At 65.0% G+C, this 21,039-nt stretch carries 22 protein-coding genes; 7 read left to right on the plus strand and 15 right to left on the minus strand.

Annotated elements, in window-relative coordinates:
- Nucleotides 1-7: 7 nt before the first annotated feature.
- From ACHMWQ_RS06720 to ACHMWQ_RS06735, 4 genes are all read right to left on the minus strand, one after another.
- Nucleotides 8-316, minus strand: a complete 309-nt coding sequence (locus tag ACHMWQ_RS06720; protein ID WP_354551790.1) for a Dabb family protein — start codon at nt 314-316, stop codon at nt 8-10.
- A gap of 267 nt (nt 317-583) precedes the next feature.
- Nucleotides 584-3,997, minus strand: a complete 3,414-nt coding sequence (locus ACHMWQ_RS06725) for an efflux RND transporter permease subunit (RefSeq protein ID WP_396306847.1) — start codon at nt 3,995-3,997, stop codon at nt 584-586.
- Nucleotides 3,994-5,220 (minus strand): efflux RND transporter periplasmic adaptor subunit, encoded by a 1,227-nt coding sequence (locus tag ACHMWQ_RS06730; RefSeq protein ID WP_396306848.1) that lies wholly within the window; start codon nt 5,218-5,220, stop codon nt 3,994-3,996. The genes ACHMWQ_RS06725 and ACHMWQ_RS06730 overlap by 4 nt, the downstream gene beginning before the upstream one ends.
- A 72-nt stretch (nt 5,221-5,292) precedes the next feature.
- A complete protein-coding gene (locus tag ACHMWQ_RS06735; protein ID WP_354551793.1) occupies nt 5,293-5,922 on the minus strand; it encodes a TetR/AcrR family transcriptional regulator in 630 nt (209 codons plus the stop codon).
- 366 nt (nt 5,923-6,288) lie between these two features.
- On the opposite strand from ACHMWQ_RS06735, the gene ACHMWQ_RS06740 reads away from it, so the two are divergent.
- Complete coding sequence (locus ACHMWQ_RS06740) at nt 6,289-7,293, plus strand: phosphotransferase family protein (protein WP_396306849.1); 1,005 nt, start codon at nt 6,289-6,291, stop codon at nt 7,291-7,293.
- Nucleotides 7,290-8,612: a phosphopyruvate hydratase gene (eno, locus tag ACHMWQ_RS06745; protein WP_396306850.1), complete on the plus strand. Its 1,323-nt coding sequence runs from the start codon at nt 7,290-7,292 to the stop codon at nt 8,610-8,612. Before ACHMWQ_RS06740 ends, eno begins: the two co-directional genes overlap by 4 nt.
- Before the next feature lie 78 nt (nt 8,613-8,690).
- Here eno and ACHMWQ_RS06750 read toward each other — a convergent pair whose 3' ends face one another.
- Nucleotides 8,691-9,440 (minus strand): SDR family NAD(P)-dependent oxidoreductase, encoded by a 750-nt coding sequence (locus ACHMWQ_RS06750; protein WP_354551797.1) that lies wholly within the window; start codon nt 9,438-9,440, stop codon nt 8,691-8,693.
- A gap of 166 nt (nt 9,441-9,606) precedes the next feature.
- On the opposite strand from ACHMWQ_RS06750, the gene ribB reads away from it, so the two are divergent.
- Together ribB and ACHMWQ_RS06760 are read left to right on the plus strand one after the other, a co-directional pair.
- Entirely contained in the window at nt 9,607-10,710 is a 1,104-nt protein-coding gene (gene ribB / locus ACHMWQ_RS06755) for a 3,4-dihydroxy-2-butanone-4-phosphate synthase (RefSeq protein ID WP_354551798.1), read from the plus strand.
- A gap of 109 nt (nt 10,711-10,819) precedes the next feature.
- Nucleotides 10,820-10,984, plus strand: coding sequence for a DUF1328 domain-containing protein (locus tag ACHMWQ_RS06760; protein ID WP_266337211.1), 165 nt, complete (start codon nt 10,820-10,822; stop codon nt 10,982-10,984).
- 80 nt (nt 10,985-11,064) lie between these two features.
- On the opposite strand, the gene ACHMWQ_RS06765 is transcribed toward ACHMWQ_RS06760, so the two are convergent.
- On the minus strand, nt 11,065-11,610 hold the full coding sequence (locus ACHMWQ_RS06765; protein WP_354551800.1) for a sigma-70 family RNA polymerase sigma factor: 546 nt from the start codon (nt 11,608-11,610) through the stop codon (nt 11,065-11,067).
- A gap of 57 nt (nt 11,611-11,667) precedes the next feature.
- A complete protein-coding gene (locus ACHMWQ_RS06770; RefSeq protein ID WP_354551801.1) occupies nt 11,668-11,913 on the minus strand; it encodes a NepR family anti-sigma factor in 246 nt (81 codons plus the stop codon).
- A 139-nt stretch (nt 11,914-12,052) separates the two neighbouring features.
- Here ACHMWQ_RS06770 and ACHMWQ_RS06775 point away from each other — a divergent pair, with 139 nt between their 5' ends.
- The gene (locus ACHMWQ_RS06775; RefSeq protein WP_354551802.1) at nt 12,053-12,856 is read left to right on the plus strand and encodes a response regulator; all 804 of its coding nucleotides are present in this window, start codon (nt 12,053-12,055) and stop codon (nt 12,854-12,856) included.
- Nucleotides 12,857-12,895: 39 nt separating this feature from the next.
- Here the strand turns inward: ACHMWQ_RS06775 and ACHMWQ_RS06780 are convergent, their stop codons facing one another.
- Complete coding sequence (locus ACHMWQ_RS06780; protein WP_354551804.1) at nt 12,896-13,096, minus strand: CsbD family protein; 201 nt, start codon at nt 13,094-13,096, stop codon at nt 12,896-12,898.
- Nucleotides 13,097-13,190: 94 nt separating this feature from the next.
- Between ACHMWQ_RS06780 and ACHMWQ_RS06785 the strand changes: the two genes are divergently transcribed.
- Nucleotides 13,191-15,002 carry a PAS domain-containing protein gene (locus ACHMWQ_RS06785; protein ID WP_396306851.1) on the plus strand — a complete coding sequence of 604 codons (1,812 nt, stop codon included), beginning with the start codon at nt 13,191-13,193 and terminating at the stop codon, nt 15,000-15,002.
- A gap of 122 nt (nt 15,003-15,124) precedes the next feature.
- On the opposite strand, the gene ACHMWQ_RS06790 is transcribed toward ACHMWQ_RS06785, so the two are convergent.
- From ACHMWQ_RS06790 to ACHMWQ_RS06820, 7 genes are all read right to left on the minus strand, one after another.
- The gene (locus ACHMWQ_RS06790; RefSeq protein WP_396306852.1) at nt 15,125-15,406 is read right to left on the minus strand and encodes a hypothetical protein; all 282 of its coding nucleotides are present in this window, start codon (nt 15,404-15,406) and stop codon (nt 15,125-15,127) included.
- A gap of 56 nt (nt 15,407-15,462) precedes the next feature.
- Nucleotides 15,463-15,768 (minus strand): YqjD family protein, encoded by a 306-nt coding sequence (locus ACHMWQ_RS06795; RefSeq protein ID WP_266330691.1) that lies wholly within the window; start codon nt 15,766-15,768, stop codon nt 15,463-15,465.
- 27 nt (nt 15,769-15,795) lie between these two features.
- Nucleotides 15,796-16,053 (minus strand): hypothetical protein, encoded by a 258-nt coding sequence (locus tag ACHMWQ_RS06800; protein ID WP_396306853.1) that lies wholly within the window; start codon nt 16,051-16,053, stop codon nt 15,796-15,798.
- A gap of 198 nt (nt 16,054-16,251) precedes the next feature.
- Nucleotides 16,252-17,211 carry an ABC transporter permease gene (locus ACHMWQ_RS06805; RefSeq protein ID WP_354551809.1) on the minus strand — a complete coding sequence of 320 codons (960 nt, stop codon included), beginning with the start codon at nt 17,209-17,211 and terminating at the stop codon, nt 16,252-16,254.
- Nucleotides 17,212-17,213: 2 nt separating this feature from the next.
- Entirely contained in the window at nt 17,214-18,095 is an 882-nt protein-coding gene (locus tag ACHMWQ_RS06810; protein WP_354551810.1) for an ABC transporter permease, read from the minus strand.
- Between the two features lie 186 nt (nt 18,096-18,281).
- The gene (locus ACHMWQ_RS06815; RefSeq protein WP_396306854.1) at nt 18,282-19,562 is read right to left on the minus strand and encodes a PotD/PotF family extracellular solute-binding protein; all 1,281 of its coding nucleotides are present in this window, start codon (nt 19,560-19,562) and stop codon (nt 18,282-18,284) included.
- Between the two features lie 38 nt (nt 19,563-19,600).
- Nucleotides 19,601-20,590 (minus strand): ABC transporter ATP-binding protein, encoded by a 990-nt coding sequence (locus tag ACHMWQ_RS06820; RefSeq protein ID WP_354551813.1) that lies wholly within the window; start codon nt 20,588-20,590, stop codon nt 19,601-19,603.
- Nucleotides 20,591-20,619: 29 nt separating this feature from the next.
- Here ACHMWQ_RS06820 and ACHMWQ_RS06825 point away from each other — a divergent pair, with 29 nt between their 5' ends.
- Nucleotides 20,620-21,036, plus strand: coding sequence for a hypothetical protein (locus tag ACHMWQ_RS06825; RefSeq protein ID WP_396306855.1), 417 nt, complete (start codon nt 20,620-20,622; stop codon nt 21,034-21,036).
- Nucleotides 21,037-21,039: the final 3 nt, after the last annotated feature.

Genomic DNA, 21,039 nt, shown 5'->3' on the forward strand with positions numbered 1-21,039 from the left:
AAGCGTTTCAGTGCTCCAGGTCGTAGACCAGGATGCCGTCGAGGCCGCCTTCGGCGGCGGCGACGATGGCAGCGCCGACCTTGGCGTGCTCTTCGTCGGCCAGATACTGGTCACGCGCCGCGACGTCGCGGAAGGTCACGATGAAGCCTTCGGAAAAGCCCTTGTCGAGCCCTTCGGGGCTCATGTTGTTGCCGACGATGATGTTGATCAGGCCGTCGATGCGCGGGCGCAGCGCCAGCAGCGCGTCGAGGATCGCCACCTTGGTCTTGGCGGTGGTGTCGGCGCGGTAATTGATGAAGACGCAGTGGGTGATCATGATTCTGGGTTTCCTCCGTGGCCCGCAGGATAGGCGGTCGGAGGACAGGGCGTCACGCTGTTTCGAAGCCGCATGCCGCCAGAAGCAGCACCCTTGCCCAACCTCTCCCGCGCGCGGGCCAAGGCTCTAGCCCGAGGCGGCCAAAGGGTGAGGTCCAGGCGCCAGCCATGAACCGGAAGTCGATGCAGCGCCGCGGAGGGAAGACGCCCTCTCCCGCGCGCGGGAGAGGGTTGGGGTGAGGGGCTTTGAACAGCCGAAATCGCAGCCTTATTCCGCCGCGATCCGCAGTTCCTTCGAGAGCGGCGGCGCGGCCGGGGTCGGCTTGTGGCCGGCATGGGGCTCGTCTTCGTCGACCTCGTTCGGTGCGAAGGCGCGATGGAACAGGTGGCCGACGAGCCGGGAGAGGTCGTCCATGAGCGTGTAGACCGACGGGATGAAGACCAGCGACAGGATCGTCGACAGGAACAACCCGCCCATCACCGCGATTGCCATCGGCGCGCGGAATTCGCCGCCCTCGCCAAGCGCCAGCGCCGCCGGCAGCATGCCGGCGCCCATGGCGATGGTGGTCATCACGATCGGTCGGGCGCGCTTGCGGCCGGCGTCGATGATCGCCTCCTTGCGGTCCATGCCGTGCTTGACCTGCTCGACCGCGAAATCGACCAGCATGATCGCGTTCTTGGTGACGATGCCCATCAGCATCAGCATGCCGATGATGACCGGCATCGAGAAGGCGTTGTTGGTGAGCAGCAGCGCCGCCACCACGCCGCCGATCGAAAGCGGCAGTGAGGCGAGGATGGTGAGCGGCTGGAACACGCTGTTGAACAGGATGATCAGCACGACGAAGACCAGCAGGATGCCGGAGCCCATGGCGACGCCGAAGGCGGAGAACACCTCGGCCTGCGCCTCGGCATCGCCGGTTTCCTGAAGGCGGACGCCCTCGGGGAAGTTCTTGACGGCGTCCATCGTCTTGATCCGCTCGGTGCCCTGGCCCGACGTAAAGCCATGCGCCATGTCGGTGCCGACCTTGACCAGCCGTTCGCGGTCATAGCGCTCGATCGTCGCCGGACCCTGGCCGAAGCTGACATCGGCAACCGTCGAAAGCGGCACCGAACCGCCGGCCGGCAAGGGTACGCGCAGCGCCGACAGCACCGAAAGATCGGAGCGGGCGACGCGGTCGAGTTCGACCCGGATCGGCACCTGGCGGCCATCGACCGTGAACTTGGCGAGGTTGGCGTCGGCGTCGCCGGTGGTGGCAACGCGGATCGTCTCCGAGATCCGGTCCGGCGCGATGCCGAGCGCCGAAGCCTCGTCAAGCTTCGGCACGATTCGGATTTCCGGACGCGCGAAGGAGGACAGCGCGACCGGGTTCAGGAACATCGGGTCGGCCTTCATCGCCGCCTCGAGGTCGCCCGACGCCTTGGCGACGCCGTCGCCATCCGGTCCGGTAACGGCGATCGTGGTTTCGCGGTCGCCGCGTTCGTTGACGACGTAGAAGCGGATGTCGGGAATGGTCGAGAGGACCGAAGCCACGATCGGCTTCATGTCCTTCTGGCTGACGCTGCGCTCCTTCTTGGGCACGAGCTCCAGGATGACGGCGGCGCGGCGAGTTTCGAGCGTGCCGGTCGGCGAGGTGCCGCCCATGACGAACACGCGCTGGATCTCCGGCAATCGCCCGAGCGCCGCGGCGATCTTGTCGGTGGTGACGGTAGTTTCGTCGAGCCCGGTGCCCGGCGGCAGCTCGACCGAGACCATCAGGCGGCCCTCGTCGCCTTCCGGGATGAACTCGGACGGCAGCAGGCCGGTCGCCCAGATCGAGACCGCGAAGGTGGCGATGCCGATACCGAGCGTCACCCAGCGCATGCCGCGGGCGAGCGTCGCCCGGAGCAGGCCGGTATACATCCGCATGATGAGGCCATCATGCTCCTCGGCCGGGTGCGGCTGGCCGAGCCAGGCGCGCACCAGGGCGAAGCCGGCGGCCAGCGCCAGCGCCCCAAGCGCGATCCTGGTCCAGCCGATCGAGGCGACGCGTTCGGCGAGCGTGCCCAGCAGCGGCACGCCGACCAGCGCTTCGCCGGTGATCTGCAGCACGAGCGCACCGAGCCCGATCACCACGGCGATGGGAATCATCGCGCGGAGCTTGCGGCCGAGATCGTTCAGGAAGCCGCCATAGACGGGCTCGCCGTCCGAGCCATCGCCGAGATAGGGCGCGCGCATGAAATAGGCGGCCATCATCGGCGTGATCAGGCGGGCGACCAGCAGCGAGAAGAACACGGCGACGGCGACCGTCAGGCCGAACTGCTTGAAGTACTGGCCGGCGATGCCGCCCATGAAGGAGACCGGGGCGAAGATCGCCATGATCGTCGCCGAGATGGCGATGACGGCGAGGCCGATCTCGTCGGCCGCCTCCAGCGCCGCGCGATAGGGCTTCTTGCCCATGCGGGTATGGCGGACGATGTTCTCGATCTCGACGATGGCGTCGTCGACGAGGATGCCCGTCACCAGCGTGATGCCGAGCAGGCTGACGAGGTTGAGCGAGAAGCCCAGCATCGACAGCGCCCAGAAGGTCGGGATCGCCGAAAGCGGAAGCGCGATCGCTGCGACTAGCGTCGCGCGCCAGTCGCGCAGGAACAGCAGCACGACGAGAATGGCGAGGATCGATCCCTCATAGAGGGTATCCATCGCGCTTTCGTAATTGCCGTAAGTGTAGTGGACGGTGTTGTCGATGACCGAGAAGGTGACGTCGGGATGTGTCTGGCCGATCTCGGCGATCTTGGCGTCCACGACCTCGGCGACGGAGGCGTCGCTGGCGCCCTTGGCGCGATAGATCGCCAGCGCCACGACCGGCTTGCCGTCGAGGCGAGCGAAGGATTTCGGCTCTTCCCAATGGTCCTCGACCGTGCCGAGATTGCCGAGCCGGACCTCGCGGCCGCCGGAAATCACGATGCGGGCGTTGGCGAGATCCTCGATCGACTTGGCGCCCGCCAGCGTTCGGATGGTCTGCTCCTGGCTGCCGACTTCGCCCTTGCCGCCGGCGAGGTCGACATTGGTGATCTGGAGCTGGCGATTGACGTCCGCCGCCGTGACGCCGAGCGCCATCAGGCGGTCGGGATCGAGACGGATCTGGATCTCGCGGGTGACGCCGCCCATGCGTTCGACGCGGCCGACGCCCTTCAGCGCCTGCAGGTCACGGATGACGCTGTCGTCGATGAACCAGGATAGCTGCTCCGGCGACATGGTCGGCGCCAGCGCGCCATAGGTGATGATCGACTGGCTTTCGACGTCGATGCGCTGGACGATCGGCTCGTCCACCGTGCGCGGAAGGTCGCCGCGGATCTTGGCGATCGCGTCCTTGACGTCGTTCAGCGCGCGGTCGGTATTGACCTCGAGGCGGAATTCGATGGCGGTCGTCGATTGGCCGTCGGTGATGGTCGAGGAGACGTGCTTGACGCCAGTGATGGCGGCAACCGCGTCCTCGACCTTCTTGGTGATCTGGGTTTCCAGCTCGGCCGGCGCCGTGCCGGCGTCGGTCACGGTGACCGAGATGATCGGCACGTCGATGTTGGGAAAGCGCGTAATCGGCAGTCCCATGAACGAGACGATGCCGAAGGCGCAAAGCACGACGAACAGGAGGATCGGCGGAACCGGATTGCGGATAGCCCAGGCTGAGAAGTTCCAGCTCATCCCTTCGCTCCCTCGCTGTCGCCTTCGCGCTTGGCTTCCACCGGGGTCACGGCATCGCCATCGCGGACGAACGTGCCGGCGCGCAGCACCACGGCGTCGCCCAGCGAAATGCCCTCGACGACCTCGACCAGTCCCTTGCCGGAAATGCCGGTCTTGATCGGCCGCGTCTGGATCTTGCCATCGACGACGACCTGCGCGGTGGCTTCGCCGGCAGTGGTGACGACGGCGGAGACGGGGATCGTCACGCCTTCATGACGGGCGAGTTCAACCGTGCCGCGCGCAAAGGCGCCGGCATTGACCTTGACGTCGGCCGGCAGCGCGACGCGCAGGCGGCCAAGCCGGCTCGCATTGTCGATGCGCGGGGCAACGAGGCGCACCGTGCCAGGAATGCCTTCCGGCACACCCTGGACGGTAACCAGGACCGGCTGGCCGACGGCGATCTGCGCCAGTTCGGCTTCCGGCACCTGTGCTTCGAGCTCGATGGCGCCATCTTCGGCCAGGCGGAACAGCGGTTCGCCGCCGCCGGAGACGATCGCGCCGATGCGGGCCGAGCGCGACAGCACGAGGCCTTCGGTCGGGGCCTTGATCTCGGTCTTGGCGACGCGCAGCTCCAGTTCGCGGCGCTGCGCCTCGGTCAGCGTCTTGTCGGCCTCGGCGAGCGCCAGGCCCTGGGCGGCGGCGTCGCGGCGGGCGGCGGCCGTCTTGGCGGTCGATTCCCGCAGGTCCAGCGTGTCCTGGGCGACGATGCCCTTGGTCTTGAGCGACTGGCCGCGATCGAAGGAGGCGTTGGCCTGCGCCTCGACGGCGCTGGCCTCGGCGATCTGGCTCTTGGCCTGGGCGATCGCCGCGTCATTGCGGGCGAGCGACGAGGCGTTCTGTGCGAGCTGCACATCAAGCATGTCGGTCGAAAGCCGTGCCAGAACCTGGCCGGCCTTGACGTGGTCGCCTTCCTCGGCCGAAAGCTCGGTCAGTCGGTAGCCGTCGAGATCGACGCCGACCAGCACCTCTTCGCGCGGCACCAGCGATCCGATGACGATGGCGGTCTGGACGACCTCCTTGCGCGCAGCGGGAATGACGGTGATCGCCGGCGGCTTGGGAGCTTCCGCAGCGGGCTTGGGTTCGTTGGCCGACGCCGAAAACATCGAGTCCGGCAGGGCGAGGGCCCCGGCGGCGATGGCGGCGACGAAGGCGGCCGAAGCCGCGAGACGGGTCATACGCTTCATGTTCGTTCGGCCGCCTCAAGCGGCCCCTCTGGTCAGGTTGGCACGGGCGGTCTCACGCCGCCGTCATGCCGCTCAGGCTTTCATTCCCAAAACACCGGCGACGAGCCGCCGCAGCAGCGGCTCCACCCGGGCAAGCGATAGGTCGGGGTCGTTGATCTGGCGCAGCGCAATGCCGTCGACGGCGGCCTGCAGCATGCTGATCGTCGCATCGAGATCGGCGTTCGGCGGCATTTCGCCCGTCTCGATCGCCTCAAGGAAAACTTCGCGCATGATGTCGCGCACGCTGTCGTCGATCTGGGCAAAGCGCTTGCCGATCTCGGAATTGCGCAGGCTTTCCGCGCTGATTTCCGCCATCAGCTCGCAGGCACCGGGATCGCGCATATAGGCGAAATAGCCCATGGCGCAGCTCATCATCCGGTCCAGCAGCGGCCCGGTTCCGCGCATGGTCTCGATCAGCTCGGCAGCGCCGCAGCGTTCCTCCTGGGCGATGGCCTCGATGATCGCTTCCTTGGAAGGAAAATAGCGATAGAGGCCGCCGGGGCTCATCTTGGCTTCGAGGCAGATCTCCTGCATCGAAGCGCCGCGAAAGCCGGAGCGGGCAAAGCAGGTGCGCGCCGCGTCGAGGATCTGCGTGCGTCGCGCATCCTGCGCGCTTTCGCGCGGCGAGAGTTCGGTGATTTCAGGTTGCGCGAGCTGGGTCATAAGCATCCGGACTGACTTGCGAATGAATGTTCGCTCGCAGCAGATGCCGTCGCCATGCCCTTAAGTCAAGATGCGGCTGGAAGAGCCGCTGCCGAATCTTCATCCGGCCCGCGAATCTGCGGCAAATCCGTCACAAGTTTTCCCACACCGGTCGCGCAGGATGCAGAGATCGGGAGCGACCCGGTCCTCTGCAAGGTCGTCGGCTGATGCGGGGTGAGATATTGACGACACAGGTGAGCGGGAATGGCGTCACGGCGCAGGGCTGCGGTTCCTCTTCCGGTGCATTTGCCTGGCAAATCCCTTAGACAGGACCGCTGGTTTCCGCTGAGGAACGGTCGGAGATCCGAGAGGCCTGGGGAGGCGAGGGTGGAGACAATCGACCGCGAACTGGCGGCGTGGCTGGCGCGCGCCGGTCTCGTCGAGGACCCGAACGCGATCGTCGCGGAACCGCTGACGGGTGGCGTGGCGTCCGACATCTGGCGGGTCGAGGCGGGAGGGCGCAGCTTCGCGGTCAAGCGGGCGCTGGAAAAGCTCCGCGTCGCGCGCGACTGGCACGCCCCGATATCGCGCAATGGCAAGGAAGTCGAATGGCTTCTGCAGGCCGGTCGGATCGTCCCGGATGCGGTGCCACATGTGCTGGCGCAGGACGCCGAGGTTGGCGCCTTCGCCATGGAATATCTGAGGCCCGAGGACCATCCGGTGTGGAAGGCGGAACTGCGCGCCGGCCGCGCCGATCCCGCTTTCGCCGCGGCGGTGGGCCGCGCGATCGCTGCCATCCATGGCGCAACCGCCCATTCGGCCGAGATCGCTGCCCGTTTCGACACCGACGCGATCTTCCACTCGATCCGGCTCGAGCCCTATCTTGAGGCGACCGCGGAAGCGCATCCCGATCTCGCGCCGCAACTGATGGCGTTGTCGCGCGAAACACTCGCGACGAAGATCGCGCTGGTGCATGGCGATGTCAGCCCGAAAAACATCCTTGTCGGGCCAAAGGGGCCCATCTTCCTGGATGCCGAATGCGCCTGGTATGGCGATCCGGCCTTCGATCTCGCCTTCTGCCTGAACCATCTGCTGCTGAAATGTCTTTGGGTTCCGACGTCCCGCGAAGATTACCTCGCCGCGTTCGATGCGCTCGCAAAAGCCTACCTCGATGCCGTGGGTTGGGAACCCAGGGAAAAGGTCGAAGCGCGCGCTGCGCGCCTGCTGCCCGGCCTGTTCCTGGCGCGGGTCGACGGCAAATCGCCGGTCGAATACGTCACCACCGAGCCGGATCGGGACCGCGTCCGTCGCGTCGCCCGGCCCTTGATCGCCACACCGCCAACGACACTCGCGGCCATCCGCGACGCCTGGGAAGAGGAACTTTCGAAGTGACCGACACCACGATCCGCAAGGTGCTGGGGCGCCGCGTCTGGGATTCGCGCGGCCGTCCGACGGTCGAGGCGGAGATCCATCTGGCCTCCGGCGCCATCGGCCGGGCCATCGCGCCGGCGGGCGCCTCAACCGGCACCGGCGAGGCGGTGGATCTCCGCGACGGCGGCGAGCGCTTTGGGGGCCTGGATGTGGTTCGCGCCGTCACGGCGGTGCAGGGCGAAATCGCCTCTGCGCTGGTCGGCATGGAGGCTTCCGATCAGGCCGGGATCGACGCGGCGCTGATCGCGCTCGATGGCACGCCGAACAAGGCCCGCCTTGGCGGCAACGCGCTGATCGCCACCTCGATGGCCGTCCTGCATGCGGCGGCGGCAGGGGCGGGCCAGCCGTTCTGGCGCTATCTCGCGGGTAGCAGCAAGGTTCGCATCCCGGTGCCGGAAATCCAGATTTTTGGCGGCGGCGCGCATGCGGCACGGCGGGTCGACGTGCAGGATTTCATGCTGATCTGCCCGGGCGCAGGCTCGTTCGCCGAGGCGCTCGACTGGACTGCCGAGGTTTATCGCGCCGCGGGTCTCCGGATGAAGAAGGCCGGCAAGCTGCAGGGCGTCGCCGACGAGGGCGGCTTCTGGCCGGCCTTCCATTCCAACGAAGAGGCGCTCGACGAACTGGTCGGCGCGATCACCGATGCCGGCTTCACGCCCGGCCCCGATATCGGCATCTCGCTCGATATCGCCGCATCCGAATTCGGCCGCAACGGCCGCTACAAGCTGGCGCTGGACGACCGCGAACTCGACACGGGCGGCATGATCGACCTGCTCGGGCGCTGGCTCGACGCCTATCCGATCCTCTCGATCGAGGATCCGCTTGCCGAGGATGACGAGGAAGGCTTCCTCGCCTTCACCGAGCGCTATGGCGACCGCTGCCAGGTGATCGGCGACGACTTCCTCGTCACCAACGCGGCGCGCGTCGAGGCATCGGCGGCGAAGGGCTCCGCGACGGCGGTGCTGGTCAAGCCGAACCAGGCGGGTACGGTCACCGAGACCAAGGCGGCGCTCGATGCCGGCAAGAAGGCGGGCTTCGGCACAATCGTCTCGGCGCGTTCCGGCGAGACGGAGGACGTCACCATCGTCCATCTCGCGGTCGGTTGGGATGCCGGGCAGTTCAAGGTCGGCTCGTTCTCGCGCTCCGAGCGGATGGCGAAGTGGAACGAGATGCTCCGCGTCGAGGAAGCGCTCGGCGCCGACGCCGTCTATGCCGGCAAGGCGGCGCTGGGCCTGCGCAAGTCGGGCTCAGAGCAGGGTAGACTCGGGGAAATCTCCTGACCTCTCCCTAAGGGAGAGGTGACGAAAGGCCCTCCGGCTTAGCGCGAAGCGTCGGCCAGAGGGCCCTTCGGGTTCGGATCAGTAGGTCGCGCGGCCGCCCGAGAGGTCGAACACGGCGCCGGTGGTGAAGGAGCATTCCTCGCTGGCGAGCCAGGTCAGGATGGCGGCGGCTTCCTCGACCGTGCCGAAGCGGCCCATCGGGATCTTCGACAGCATGTAGTCGATATGCGCCTGGCTGACCTGCTTCAGGATCGGCGTGTCGATCGTCGCCGGCGTGATGGCGTTGACCGTGATGTTGTCCTTGGCCAGTTCCTTGCCGAGCGACTTGGTGAAGCCGATCACCGCGGCCTTGGCGGCGGAATAGGCGGAGGCCGTCGGATTGCCTTCCTTGCCGGCGATCGAGGCGACATTGACGATGCGGCCATAGCCGTTCTTCTTCATCAGCGGCGCGACGAAGCGGTTGCAGTAGAACAGGCCGTGGACGTTGATCTCGAACACGCGCTGCCATTCCTCGATCGGATAATCGACGACGAGCGCGTTCTTGCCGGCGATGCCGGCCGAGCAGATCAGGATGTCGATCTTGCCGAGATGGCTTTCGGCGGTCCTGGCGGCGGCTTCGACCTGGTCAGGCTTGGAAATGTCGAGCTGCACGCCATGCGCGTTCGGGCCCAGCGCGGCTTTGGCAGCGTCGATCCGGGCTGCGTCCACGTCCCAGATACAGACTGTTCCGCCCTCGGAGACAATGCGCTCGGCGGTCTTGAACCCGATTCCCGAAGCGCCGCCTGTCACGATCGCTCCCCGACCGGAAAAACGCTTGATATCTGCCATTCGTCTATTCTTCCTCTGTCCGCGTCCGAACAACGCCGCTTCTACGGTGGCGATACTGGTAAGGCCCATACGGTCATCAGACAACCCGTTTTGCGCGCTTGCGGAGTGGCACTCGGCGGTCGATTGCTTATAAGGACAGGATCTTTTCCGCTCACGGACATGGTTCATGGCCCTCAATACGATTGAAGAAGCCGTCGCCGCGATCGCTGCCGGCGAACTGGTTGTCGTCGTCGACGATACGGATCGCGAGAATGAGGGCGACCTGATCATGGCCGCGTCGAAGGCAACCGCCGAGAAGGTGGCCTTCATGATCCGCCATACCAGCGGCATCATCTGCGTTCCCGTCCACGCCGATCGCGCCGAGGCGCTGCATCTGCCGCCCATGGTCGCCAACAACCGCGACCCGATGCGCACCGCCTTCACCGTCACGGTCGATTACAAGGTGGGCCTCACCACCGGCATTTCGGCCGAGGAGCGCGCCAATACGATCCAGGCGCTTGCCAATGATAATTGCACCGCGTCGGACTTCCTCCGTCCCGGCCATATCTTCCCGCTGATCTCGCGCGAGGGCGGTGTGCTGATCCGTTCCGGCCATACCGAGGCTGCGACCGACCTGGCGCGCCTTGCGGGCTTGGAGCCGGCCGGCGTGCTGGCAGAGGTCGTCAATGACGATGGCACCGTCAAGCGCCTCCCGGAATTGCTGGAGTTCGCCAAGGAGCATGGCCTGAAGATCGTCTCGATCGAGGATCTGATCGCCTATCGCGCCCGGACCGAAAACTTCGTCAAGGTGGTCGACAGTTTCCAGGTTCCGGTCGGCGGCCGTACCGCGACGGCTTTCGTCTACGAGACCCCGTTCGATCCGCTGCAGCATCTGGCCATCGTCTTCGGCGATGTCGCCGAGCAGCCCGACGTGCTTGTCCGTATCCATCGCGCCAATCCGATCTCCGACCTGATCTCGCGCGGCCCGGACTCCAAGGGCTGGCTCGAAACGACCCTGCGCAAGGTCGGCTCCGCCGATCGCGGCGTCTTCGTGCTGATCCGCGATCCCGCGGTGGTGCGTCCGGATGGCTCGGCCGCGGGCGATGGCGAGGAGCGTCACATGTCGGCCCGGCAGCGCAAGGAGCGCTGGCGCGAGATCGGCGTCGGCGCCCAGATCCTGCGGGATCTCAAGGTCCGCTCGATCCGCCTGCTGTCCTCGCAGGAGCGCCAATATGTCGGCCTGCAGGGCTTTGGCATCGCGATCACGGGCCGCGAAGCATCCGACGAATGATTTCAACGGGCTGACCTCGCAAGCCTCGTCCAGGAGAGGGAACCGCCAGCCGCCATCCGCATTAGATGCGTGAGCGGTGTGATACCGCGTACACCCATGGAGGGGTTTGATGCTGAGCTGGGCGATATTTTTTCTTGTGGTCGCGCTTGTGGCTGCCATTCTTGGTTTTGGCGGCATTGCCGGTACGGCCATTGGCATCGCGAAGATCATCTTCGTTGTCGCGATCGTTCTGTTCCTGATCTCCGGTGTCATGCACCTGATGCGTCGGGCCTGACGCTCTAGAGCGCGCCAGACGAAAAAAACCCCGCGATCTCGGATCGCGGGGTTTTTTGTTGGACTATTGAGGTGGATGGATCAGCCGGTGCGCAAAGCCATCGCCTGTTCGATCTCGTCGGCGGAGCGCTTCGCGGTTTCGGCCGGGGGCAAGGGAACGCCGCCGCTCATGATTTCTTCCAGCCGGGCGCGGGCGCGCGAGACGCGACTCTTCACCGTGCCGACCTTCACTTCGCAGATCTCGGCCGCTTCTTCATAGGAAAAGCCGCTGGCGCCGATCAGGACGAGCGCTTCGCGCTGTTCGTCGGGAAGAAGCTGCATGGCGCGCAGGAAGTCGTCCAGTTCCAGATGGCCGTGCTGGGCGCCGATATCGGACAGACGGGCGGCGTGCGTGCCTTCCGCGTCCTCGACTTCGCGCCGGCGTTTGCGGCCTTCCGAATAATACTGGTTGCGCAAGATGGTCACCAGCCAGGCATGCAGGTTCGTCCCGACCTGGAACTTGTCCTTGTTGGCCAAGGCACGCATGACAGTCTCTTGCACAAGGTCGTCGGCGCGATCGCGATTGCCGCTGAGAGAGCGAGCGAAGGCGCGCAGCATGGGCAGTGCGTCGACCAGTTCATTCTTCATGTCTGTCTCCGTGGCAATCCATGCCTTGGGGCAGTTTCAGGATATGCGGCAGCAGTCTCACTCGGCGCCTTTCGGCGGCGACTGCTCGGACTTCGACGGCTCGTCGTCGATCCGGTCGAGAAGCGACATGATGTCGTCGGGAAGAGGTTCGCTCAACGAATTGTCGAAGACGCGGCGCAACTGCCGGCCGATCCAGTCCTCTTTCTCGCCCTGGCTGTTGGCCGAAGGAGGCGCGGAGCGAAACTCGGCGCTTTTCGCGTTGCTATCGTTATTATCCACGTTTCTTGTCCTGGCTGTGCCCAATTTGCGCTCCGTTGGTGAGTGCGGCGCGTCTCTCTGTCGGTGGCAATGCGGGACGCTAAAAAAGGTTCCGGAATTTTTGGAACCGAATAGAACGCACCGCGTTCTCTTGGCTGGAACGATCCTTTTGAAGGGGGAATAGATGCCCGAAAGTCTGTCGCAGGCGCTTGCGCCGCATCTGCCGTTTCTGCGGCGCTACGCGCGTGCCCTGACCGGCGGCCAGATCAGCGGCGACGCTTATGTCCGGGCTTGCCTGCTGGCGATCGTCAATGCACCCGCGATCATCGATCGCACGGTCCATCCCAAAATCGCTCTATATCGCCTGTTTCACGCCATCTGGTCGGGCACGCAGCTTGGAAACGACGTTGTCATCGACGGCCTGAGCCGCCAGGAGACGACGGCGCAGCAGCGTCTTGCCGCCATGACGCCGGAAAGCCGGCAGGCTCTGCTCTTGACCACGATGGAAGGCTTCTCGGATGAGGATGCCGCCTCCGTGATGGGCATTCCCGCCGAGCGCATCCAGCCGCTGCTGACCGACGCGCTCGCGGAAATCGATCGCCAGACCCGCACCCGCGTGCTGATCATCGAAGACGAGCCGCTGATCGCGATGGATCTGACTGGCATCGTGCAGGAACTCGGTCACGAGGTTGCCGCCGTGGCGCGCACCCGCACAGACGCCGTCGAGGCCGCTGCGCGCGAGCAGCCCGGTCTGGTACTCGCCGATATCCAGCTGGCCGACGGTTCCTCCGGCATCGATGCCGTCAAGGATATCCTCTCCGGCTTCACGCTTCCCGTCATCTTCATCACGGCGTTCCCCCAGCGCCTGCTGACCGGCGAGCGTCCTGAGCCAACGTTCCTGTTGACCAAGCCGTTCGATCCCCGCACCGTCAAGGCGGCGATCAGCCAGGCTCTGTTCTTCAACTCAACGGCATCGGTCGCAGCCTGAGGCGAAGGCCCGGCGCGAAGCCGGGCCTCTCCCGCCAGATCATGAAAGCCGCTTCATCCATTCGTCGACTTCGGCCTCTGCCTTTTCGCGGGCGATGCCGTAGCGCTCTTGAAGCCGGCCGGCCAGTTCCTCGCGCTTGCCAGCCGCCACGGCGAGGTCGTCGTCGGTGAGCTTTCCCCACTGCTGGCGGGCCAAGCCCTTGAACTGCTTCCAATTGCCTTGGACTGCGTCCCGGTTCATTGTCCGTCTCCTCTTTCGGGTGGAGTAGTGGAAGATCAATGGTGGGTCGGCCGGATCGTTCCCGCATCTACGCAGCGCGCAAAAGGACCATTCCATGGATTGGCTGCTCAACATCCTTTCTCAGGGGTCGGATGCGCTGGGCGGAAATCTGTTGCGATCGATTCCGAGACTGATTGTTTCGGTCAGCACGTTTGCGATCGCGGTGGCCGCGATATCGTTCCTGTGGCGTCGCCGCGATCTCCCCCCCGTCTATCGGCGCGTGGCGCTGTCCCTTATCCTGCTGCTGTTCGGCATCTCGATCTCCTACCTGATCGCGGCCTTCCCGGTTCTGCGCCCGTCCTTCTATGCCCGCGTCTTCGAGATCGTCGCGGCCCTCAGCGCGCTCGTGGCGGTGTTCCTCATCCGCTACGTGCTTCCGGAGCTGCTCGCCCTGCCGTCGCCCCGGCTGCTGGAGCGCAACAATCGCCATCTCAAATCCGAGATCGACGCGCATATCGACACGATGCGGCAGTTGACCGACATCCGCAGCGATCTCGAGGAGAAGGTGCATGTCCGCACGCGCGAGCTGACGGCGACGAAGCAACGTTTCGAGGCAGCGCTTTCCGGTTCGGACATTGCAGTCTTCAACCAGGACACGCACCTGGTCTTTACCTGGGCCTATGACCCGCGGCGCGGGCTGACGCCGGAGGAGGTTGTGGGCAAGACCGATGCCGACCTGTTCCCGGAAGATGTCGCGCCTTCCGTGATGGATGCCAAGCGCAGCGTCCTGGAGAGCGGGAAGGGGACTTCGCTCAACGTGGTGGTCAAGACGGATGGCGCCTCCCAATATCTGCGCCTCTCGATCGAGCCGATGCGCGACAGTGCCGGCGAGATCATTGGCCTGACGTCCGCCGTCGTCGACCTGACCGAGCGCCATGACTACGAGACGCGCCTGTCGGCGCTGACCTCCGGCCTGGCCGAGGCCAATGCCCGGTTCGACATGGCGCTGCGCGGCTCCTCGATCATGGTGTTCAGCCACGATCGTGACCTCCGCTACAACTGGGTCTACAACCCGGCGATTGGCCTCAATGCCGATGACATGATCGGCCGCACCGACGAAGAGTTCTGGCAGGGCGAGGGCAGCCAGCCGATCGTCGAGATGAAGAAGGCGGCGGTGGCATCCGGCGAAGCGCAGCATGGCGAAATCGTCATGACGCTCGACGACAAGCAGCGCTATTTCCAGCTCCGGCTGGAACCGATCCTCGGGCGCGATCGCAGCGTGCAGGGACTGGCGGGCGTGGCGGTGGATGTCACCGAGGCGCATCAGCAGGAACTGCATCTGCGGCTGGTGATGCGCGAGCTGACGCACCGCTCCAAGAACCTGCTTGCGGTGATCCAGGCCATGGCGCGCCAGACCGCCGCCCGCTCGGACGATCCGCAGACCTTCGTCACCCGCTTCTCCGCGCGGTTGCGGGCGATGGCGGCGTCGCACGATCTGCTGGTCGCCCGCGAATGGCACGGCGCCACGCTGAACGACCTCGTCAGCGCCCAGCTTTCGCAGGCGATCGATCCAGGCTCCGATCAGCTGGTCATCGAAGGGCCGACGCTGAGCCTGCGGCCGGATGCCGTGCAGAATATCGGTCTCGCCTTGCATGAGCTGACCACCAACGCGGCCAAGTATGGCGCGCTGTCGGTTCCGGACGGACGGATCTCGCTGAATTGGGGCATCCGCAACGGCGATCGGCTTCACCTCCGTTGGGAGGAGACCAACGGGCCGATGGTGCAGCAGCCGGAGAAGACCGGCTTCGGTGTCACGCTGCTGGAGCGCAGCGTCGGCCAGGCGCTCGACGGCATTGTCACACTGGAGTTCACGCCGGGCGGCGTCGTCTGCGAGATCGACATCCCCTCGAGCCACGCGCTGGACTGAGGCCCGTCGGGGTTTCGGCGGCACGGCTGCTTGCCGACCGCCCAACAAAAAAGGAGCCCGTCAAAGGCTCCTCTCTGTGTCCGCGATTTGGATGTCAGCCGGAGATCATGCCCGGTGGGAATTCAGCGCTTGCGCGCTAGGCCGCCCAGAAGGCCCATGGCGAAGGCGAGGGCGACGCTGGTGGTGCCGACCTCCTGCTGTTGGCGGCGGCCTTTGCGCCAGTTCGCCACCAGCAGGATGATCAATCCGACCACGAGGAAAGCCCCGCCCACGACCAGCTTGGCGACCAGCGAGCCGTAGCTGTAGGCAAGCGCCTGATAGCCGGCCGCGACGCCGAAGCAGACGCCAACGGTGATGAACACCCCCGCGATCGCCAGAAGGCCGACCCGCTTAAGGGTGCGCACGGTGGTTTGCGTGGCGGCTGCTGCCGCCACGCTTGTCAGGGCCTGGAACAGGCCGCTCATCGCCGGCCTATGAGCGCACCGATGAAGAGGCCGATGCCGGCTGCGATCAGCACGGCGGGAACCGGATTGCCGGTGATCTGGCCTTCAATATCTTCGGCGACCCGCTGCCCGCGGCGGCGAGCCTCGTCGGCCGAGGCGCGGAAGGTTTCGCTGGCGCGGCCAGCGGCGTTGTGCAGCGCGTCAGCACCGGCGCTCGCCTGTTCCGAGCCGAATTTGCGAATTGTATCCGTCAGCGAGGCCAATTCGGCCTGAATGGCCTTCACCTGGTCGGAGAGGTCCGAACCGTCTGTCTTGGTCACCATTTTGGCACTCCTGTGCGTTGCTCAAGTTTAAGAAGGCTTGAGAGATCTACCCGGAAGTATATGCGGCGTGGGGGTCGAGTTGTCGACATGTTTCAGCGCGGTTGAGAGTTCCATGGTTAGCTTTTGATAAGCTTCCCGCTCCTCGGCTGATGCAAGGGGCGCCAGCCGGCTGACCGCCCTCCGCCAATGCAGAAGCGTTTCCGCCTTTTGGCTGTCCGAGAGAACCTTGTCCTCGACGATGTCCCCGGGCCGCCAAAAGCCGGCATATCCCTGATATGCGATCATTTGTTCCATCCTGGTTTCATTCCAAGCGACCCGCAAGGAGAACGGTCCAAATCGCCAATGGTTCCAGTAGGATCGCGGCCGCACTTCACGGCTCGTGCATGGCCTGCCAATGCAATCCGCCGCGCCCGGGCGGCCCGGACGCGGCGGAACGTGTCATCCTTGAATAGGCCGAGCGCTCTTCGCGCCCGGCCGGGCCGCTCAGGTCGTGCCCTTGCCTGCGTCGGAGCCATGGCGCTTGCGCCGATGCTGGACGACCAGCATGGCGATGATGGCGAGCCCGATGACGGCGAAGGACACCGCCGTCGTCACCGTGCCCAGCGCGTAGATGACCGGGGTGGTCACCGTGGTGGTGAGGCCGCGCAGCGTCAGCGGCAGGGTATTGACCGAGCCGACCGTCTGGCTGGAGCGGGCGATCTCGTCCCAGGACAGGGTGAAGCCGAACAGCGCGACGCCGACCAGCGACGGGGCGATCATCGGCAGCACGACATAGCGGAAGGTCTGCCAGGACGAGGCGCCGAGGTCGCGCGCCGCTTCCTCATAGGCCGGGTTGAAGCGGTTGAAGACGGCGAACATGATCAAGAGGCCGAAGGGCAGCGTCCAGGTCAGGTGCGCGCCGAGGCCAGAAGTGAACAGCCCCATCAGCGTCTGGAAATTGTCCTGGATCAGGATGCCGATATTGCCGAGGAAGTTCGTCCACATCGTCGGGTCGGGGATGTCGACATAGTTTTCCACCAGGCGGTCGCCGAGGCCGGTGATGGTCTGGTTGAACAGCTGGAATTCCAGCGCGATGCCGAGCGACACGACGATGGAGGGCAGGATCAGGCTGGCGATCGCGGTGAAGAATAGGATGTTGGAACCCTTGAACTTCTGCCGGAAGGCATAGCCGGCCATCACCGAGATCACCACGGTGACCAGCGTCACCACGAGGCCCAGCTTCAGCGAGTTGATCAGCGCGTCGACCACGTTGGGCACGCCGATGCCGGCCCACAGATTGTGGAACCAGTGCAGCGAGACCCCATTCATCGGAAAGGTCATGCCGCCGTTCGGGCCCTGGAACGACAGCACCAGGATGGTGATGGTGGGGCCGTAGAGGAACAGCACATAGAGGGCGAAAACCGCCGACAGCACGTAGAATGCGCGGGAGCGTCCTTCGGTCATGCTCAGAGCTCCTTGCGAATGTCGACGAAGCGCAGCAGCGTCCAGATGATCATCAGAACGATGGCCAGGAGCACGACGGCGTTGGCGGCGGCGATCGGGAATTGAAGCGCGTTGATCTGGCTTTCGATCACCTTGCCGGCGGAGGCGATCTGCTGGCCGCCCATCAGGCCGATCGAGATGAAGTCGCCCATCACCACGGTGATGACGAAGATCGAGCCGATGGCGATGCCGGTCTTGGACAGCGGGATGATGACGTTCCACAGCGTCTGCCAGCCGGAGGCGCCGGTGTCATAGGCGGCCTCGACGAGCGATTTGTCGATGCGCGACATCGAGTTCAGGATCGGCACGATCATGAAGACGGTGTTGAGGTGGACGAGCGCCAGCACCACGGAAAAATTCGAATAGAGCAGCCAGTCGAGCGGTTCGGAAGTGAGGCCGACACTCATCAGCCACTGGTTGACGACGCCGTTGCGCCCCAGCAGCGGGATCCAGGAAATCATGCGGATGACGTTCGAGGTCCAGAACGGGATCGTCGTCACCAGCGCCAGGATCAGGCGCATGTTGTTGGACTTGATCTCGAAGACGAGGAAATAGGCGATCGTGAAGCCGAGCACGAGCGTGATCAGCCAGACCATCAGGCAGAATTTCAGCGTCGAAAGATAGGTGCGGAAGGTGGTGCAGAGGTCCGGCAGCGAGGCCAGGCACTTGTCGAACGCCGTCGCGTAATTGTCGCCGACAAAGGCCGGCTCGATCGAGTAGCCCGTATAGGTCCAGAAGCTGACGGCAAGGGTCACCAGGAGCGGCAGCACGAAGAAGATCAGGAAGACGATCGCGAGCGGCGCGGCCTGCCAATAGGGTGCCCAGCGCGATTTCATTTCCAGCATGGTCGGGCAGGCTCCATTTCGATGGAAGAAGGCGGAAAACCGGAGATCGCATCGTTCCCGCCGCGTAGGGGCAGGGGCATTGCGGGTGCGACAGGGCGAGAAGGGCGGGCGGGCGCGAGCGCTTAGGATCGCGGTTTGCCTGCGGGCGGGGGTTGGGATCCCGCCCGCAAGCAAGGTCATGTCCGATCAGGCGGCGATGAACTCATTCCACTTCTGGATCATGTAGGCGTTCTCATCCATGATCGAGTTCCAGCAGGCCACGGCACCCATGCGGGTGTTGTAGGAGCCGCCGTCGCGGATCGAGCCGGCCTTCTCGAGCAGGCCGCCATCCGGACCGAGAATGTCCTTCTCGGCCGGCTTGCCTTCCATCCAGAACGCCCACTCATAGGGTTCCATGCTCTTCTGCGCGGTATCGAGCACGGCGGCGTAGTAGCCCTGGCGGTTCAGGTAGGCGCCGGCCCAGCCGTCGAGGAACCAGTTGATGAACTCGTAGGCGGCGTCGAGCTTCTTGCCCTTCAGCGTCTTCGGCAGGCCGAAGCCCGAAGCCCAGGCGCGATAGCCTTCCTTCAGCGGCTGGAAGGTGCAGGGGATGCCCTTCAGGCGGACGGCGGTGACGGCCGGCGACCACATCGACTGGATGACCGTCTCGCCCGAGGCCATCAGGTTGACGCTCTCGTTGAAGTCCGACCAGAAGGCGCGGAACTGGCCGGCCTTCTTGGCTTCGATCAGGGTCGCGATCGTCTTGTCGATCTCTTCCTTGGTCATGTTGCCCTTGTCGCCGTACTTCACGGTGCCGAGGGCTTCGTCGACCATCGCGGCGTCCATGATGCCGATCGACGGGATGTTGAGGATCGAGGTCTTGCCCTTGAATTCCGGGTTGAGCAGCTCCGCCCAGCTCTCGATCGGGCGCTTGATCAGGTCGGGACGGATGCCGAGCGTGTCGGCGTTGTAGGTGGTCGGGATCAGGGTGATCCACTCGGTCTGCTCCTTGGCGAACTCCTTGCCGCGCTGCTTCTCGAGATACATCACCTTGTGCGGCGCGGTGCCCTGGTCGCCGATCTTCTTGCCGTCGATCTCGCCCTTGGTGATGGCGGTCGCGAGCTTGTCGACCAGCTTGACCTTCTTGGCGTCGATCGCCTGGAAGTTGCCGGACGGGATCAGGTTGCGCAGCGAGAAATATTCGGTATCGACCAGATCGAACGAGTCGGGCTGGGTGATGATGCGCTTGGTGACGTCATCGGTGGTGACGGTGACGTATTCGATGTTGATGCCGGTGATTTCCTTCGCCTTGGCGGCGATGGCCGGCGACTGGTTGGTCGCGGTCGAGAGGTAGCGCAGCGTGATCGGTTCGTCGGCATGCACGGCCGGGAAGCCGGTCACGGCCGTGGTGCCGAGGAAGCCGGCGGTGATCGCGGAGCCCTTCAGCAGCGTACGGCGGGAGATCCCGCTCTTGGTCTTGTCGCTCATTCCCTGTTCTCCTCTGGGTTTGTTGCCGTGATCCGCGCTCAGGCCGAGGCGGAGAGTTCGTGGACGTCGTTCGGATCCCAGTGCACCGTGACGGTGTCGCCGGTCTCGAAAGGTTGCTGGTAGAAGGCGCGCTCGGGGACGATGGCCGTCATCTCGATGCCGGCGTCGGTCGCGAGGCTCAGATAGACGGCGGTGCCCTGGTACTCGACGTCGCGCACCGCGGCGGCGACGCCTTCGCCGCCGCCCGGCGAGACGCTCAGCCGGTCGGCGCGGACGCTGACCGTGCGTCCGTCGACCGGCAGGACGTTATGGCCGCCGATGAAGCGGGCGACGAACTCGCTCGCCGGGGCGTTGAAGATCTCGCGCGGCGTGCCCGCCTGCTCGATCTTGCCGTTGTTCATGATGACGATCAGGTCGGCGAGGGCCATCGCCTCTTCCTGGCTGTGCGTCACATGGATGAAGGAGATGCCGAGCTCGCGCTGGAAGCGCTTCAGTTCGGCGCGCACGCGGATCTTCAGGAACGGATCCAGCGCCGAGAGCGGTTCGTCGAGCAGCAGGATCTGCGGATCGGTAACGAGCGCGCGGGCCAGCGCCACGCGCTGCTGCTGGCCGCCGGAAAGCTGCGCCGGCAGGCGCTCGGCGTAGCGCTCCATGTCGACGAGCTTCAGCGCCTCGGTGGCCTTGATCGAGCGATCGACCTTGCCGACCCCCTTCATCTTCAGCGAGAAGGCCACGTTGTCGCGCACCGAGAGATGCGGGAAGAGCGCATAGGACTGGAACATCATCGCGGTGCCGCGCTTGGCGGGCGGCAGCTTGTTCACGATTTCGTTGCCGAGCGCTATGTCGCCATCGGAGACGACCTCGTGACCGGCGATCATCCGCAGCGTCGAGGACTTGCCGCAGCCTGAGGGGCCAAGCAGGCAGCAATAGGTGCCGGCCTTGATCTTGAGGTTGATCGCGTCGACAGCGATCGTGCCGCCATAGCTCTTGGTGACCGATGCCAATTCCAGATCTGCGGGTCGTGCCATCATCGTCTCCAATGGAACCTGCGGAGAGAGTGGCAAATCGCGTGCCAGCGGCGGAAATCCGCGGTTTTCGCATTGGGCAAGGCTTAGGCGAGGAGACGTCCCAACTGTTTGGCATGGCGAAATATGATGCCTGCCGAATTTTTAAGCAGTCCGATTGGCTGGCGGATGATGGGCAGCCCGTTTTCAGGGCGCTGCGCAATTTCCATGCAGAAGCGAATCCGCGCGTTTCCGGGCCGCCGCGCCACTGGCTCGATCTTGTGCAGCGCACACTTTGGAATGGCTCAAATCAAGCCTTGACGAAATTTCTAGAATTTGTCCAAATGATCAAGCTTTTGAGCCGCGACCCTAAAAATCAAAAAAATGAGGGGTGGTCGCGGCAGCAGTTTCGACCGGTGGGCGGAGCGCCTGCCGGACCATGGGAACCCAGGGCCACGCTTGGCCGGTAGGGA

It is taken from the genome of Kaistia sp. UC242_56 (genome assembly GCF_044452255.1).
Taxonomy (GTDB): Bacteria; Pseudomonadota; Alphaproteobacteria; order Rhizobiales; family Kaistiaceae; genus Kaistia; species Kaistia defluvii_A.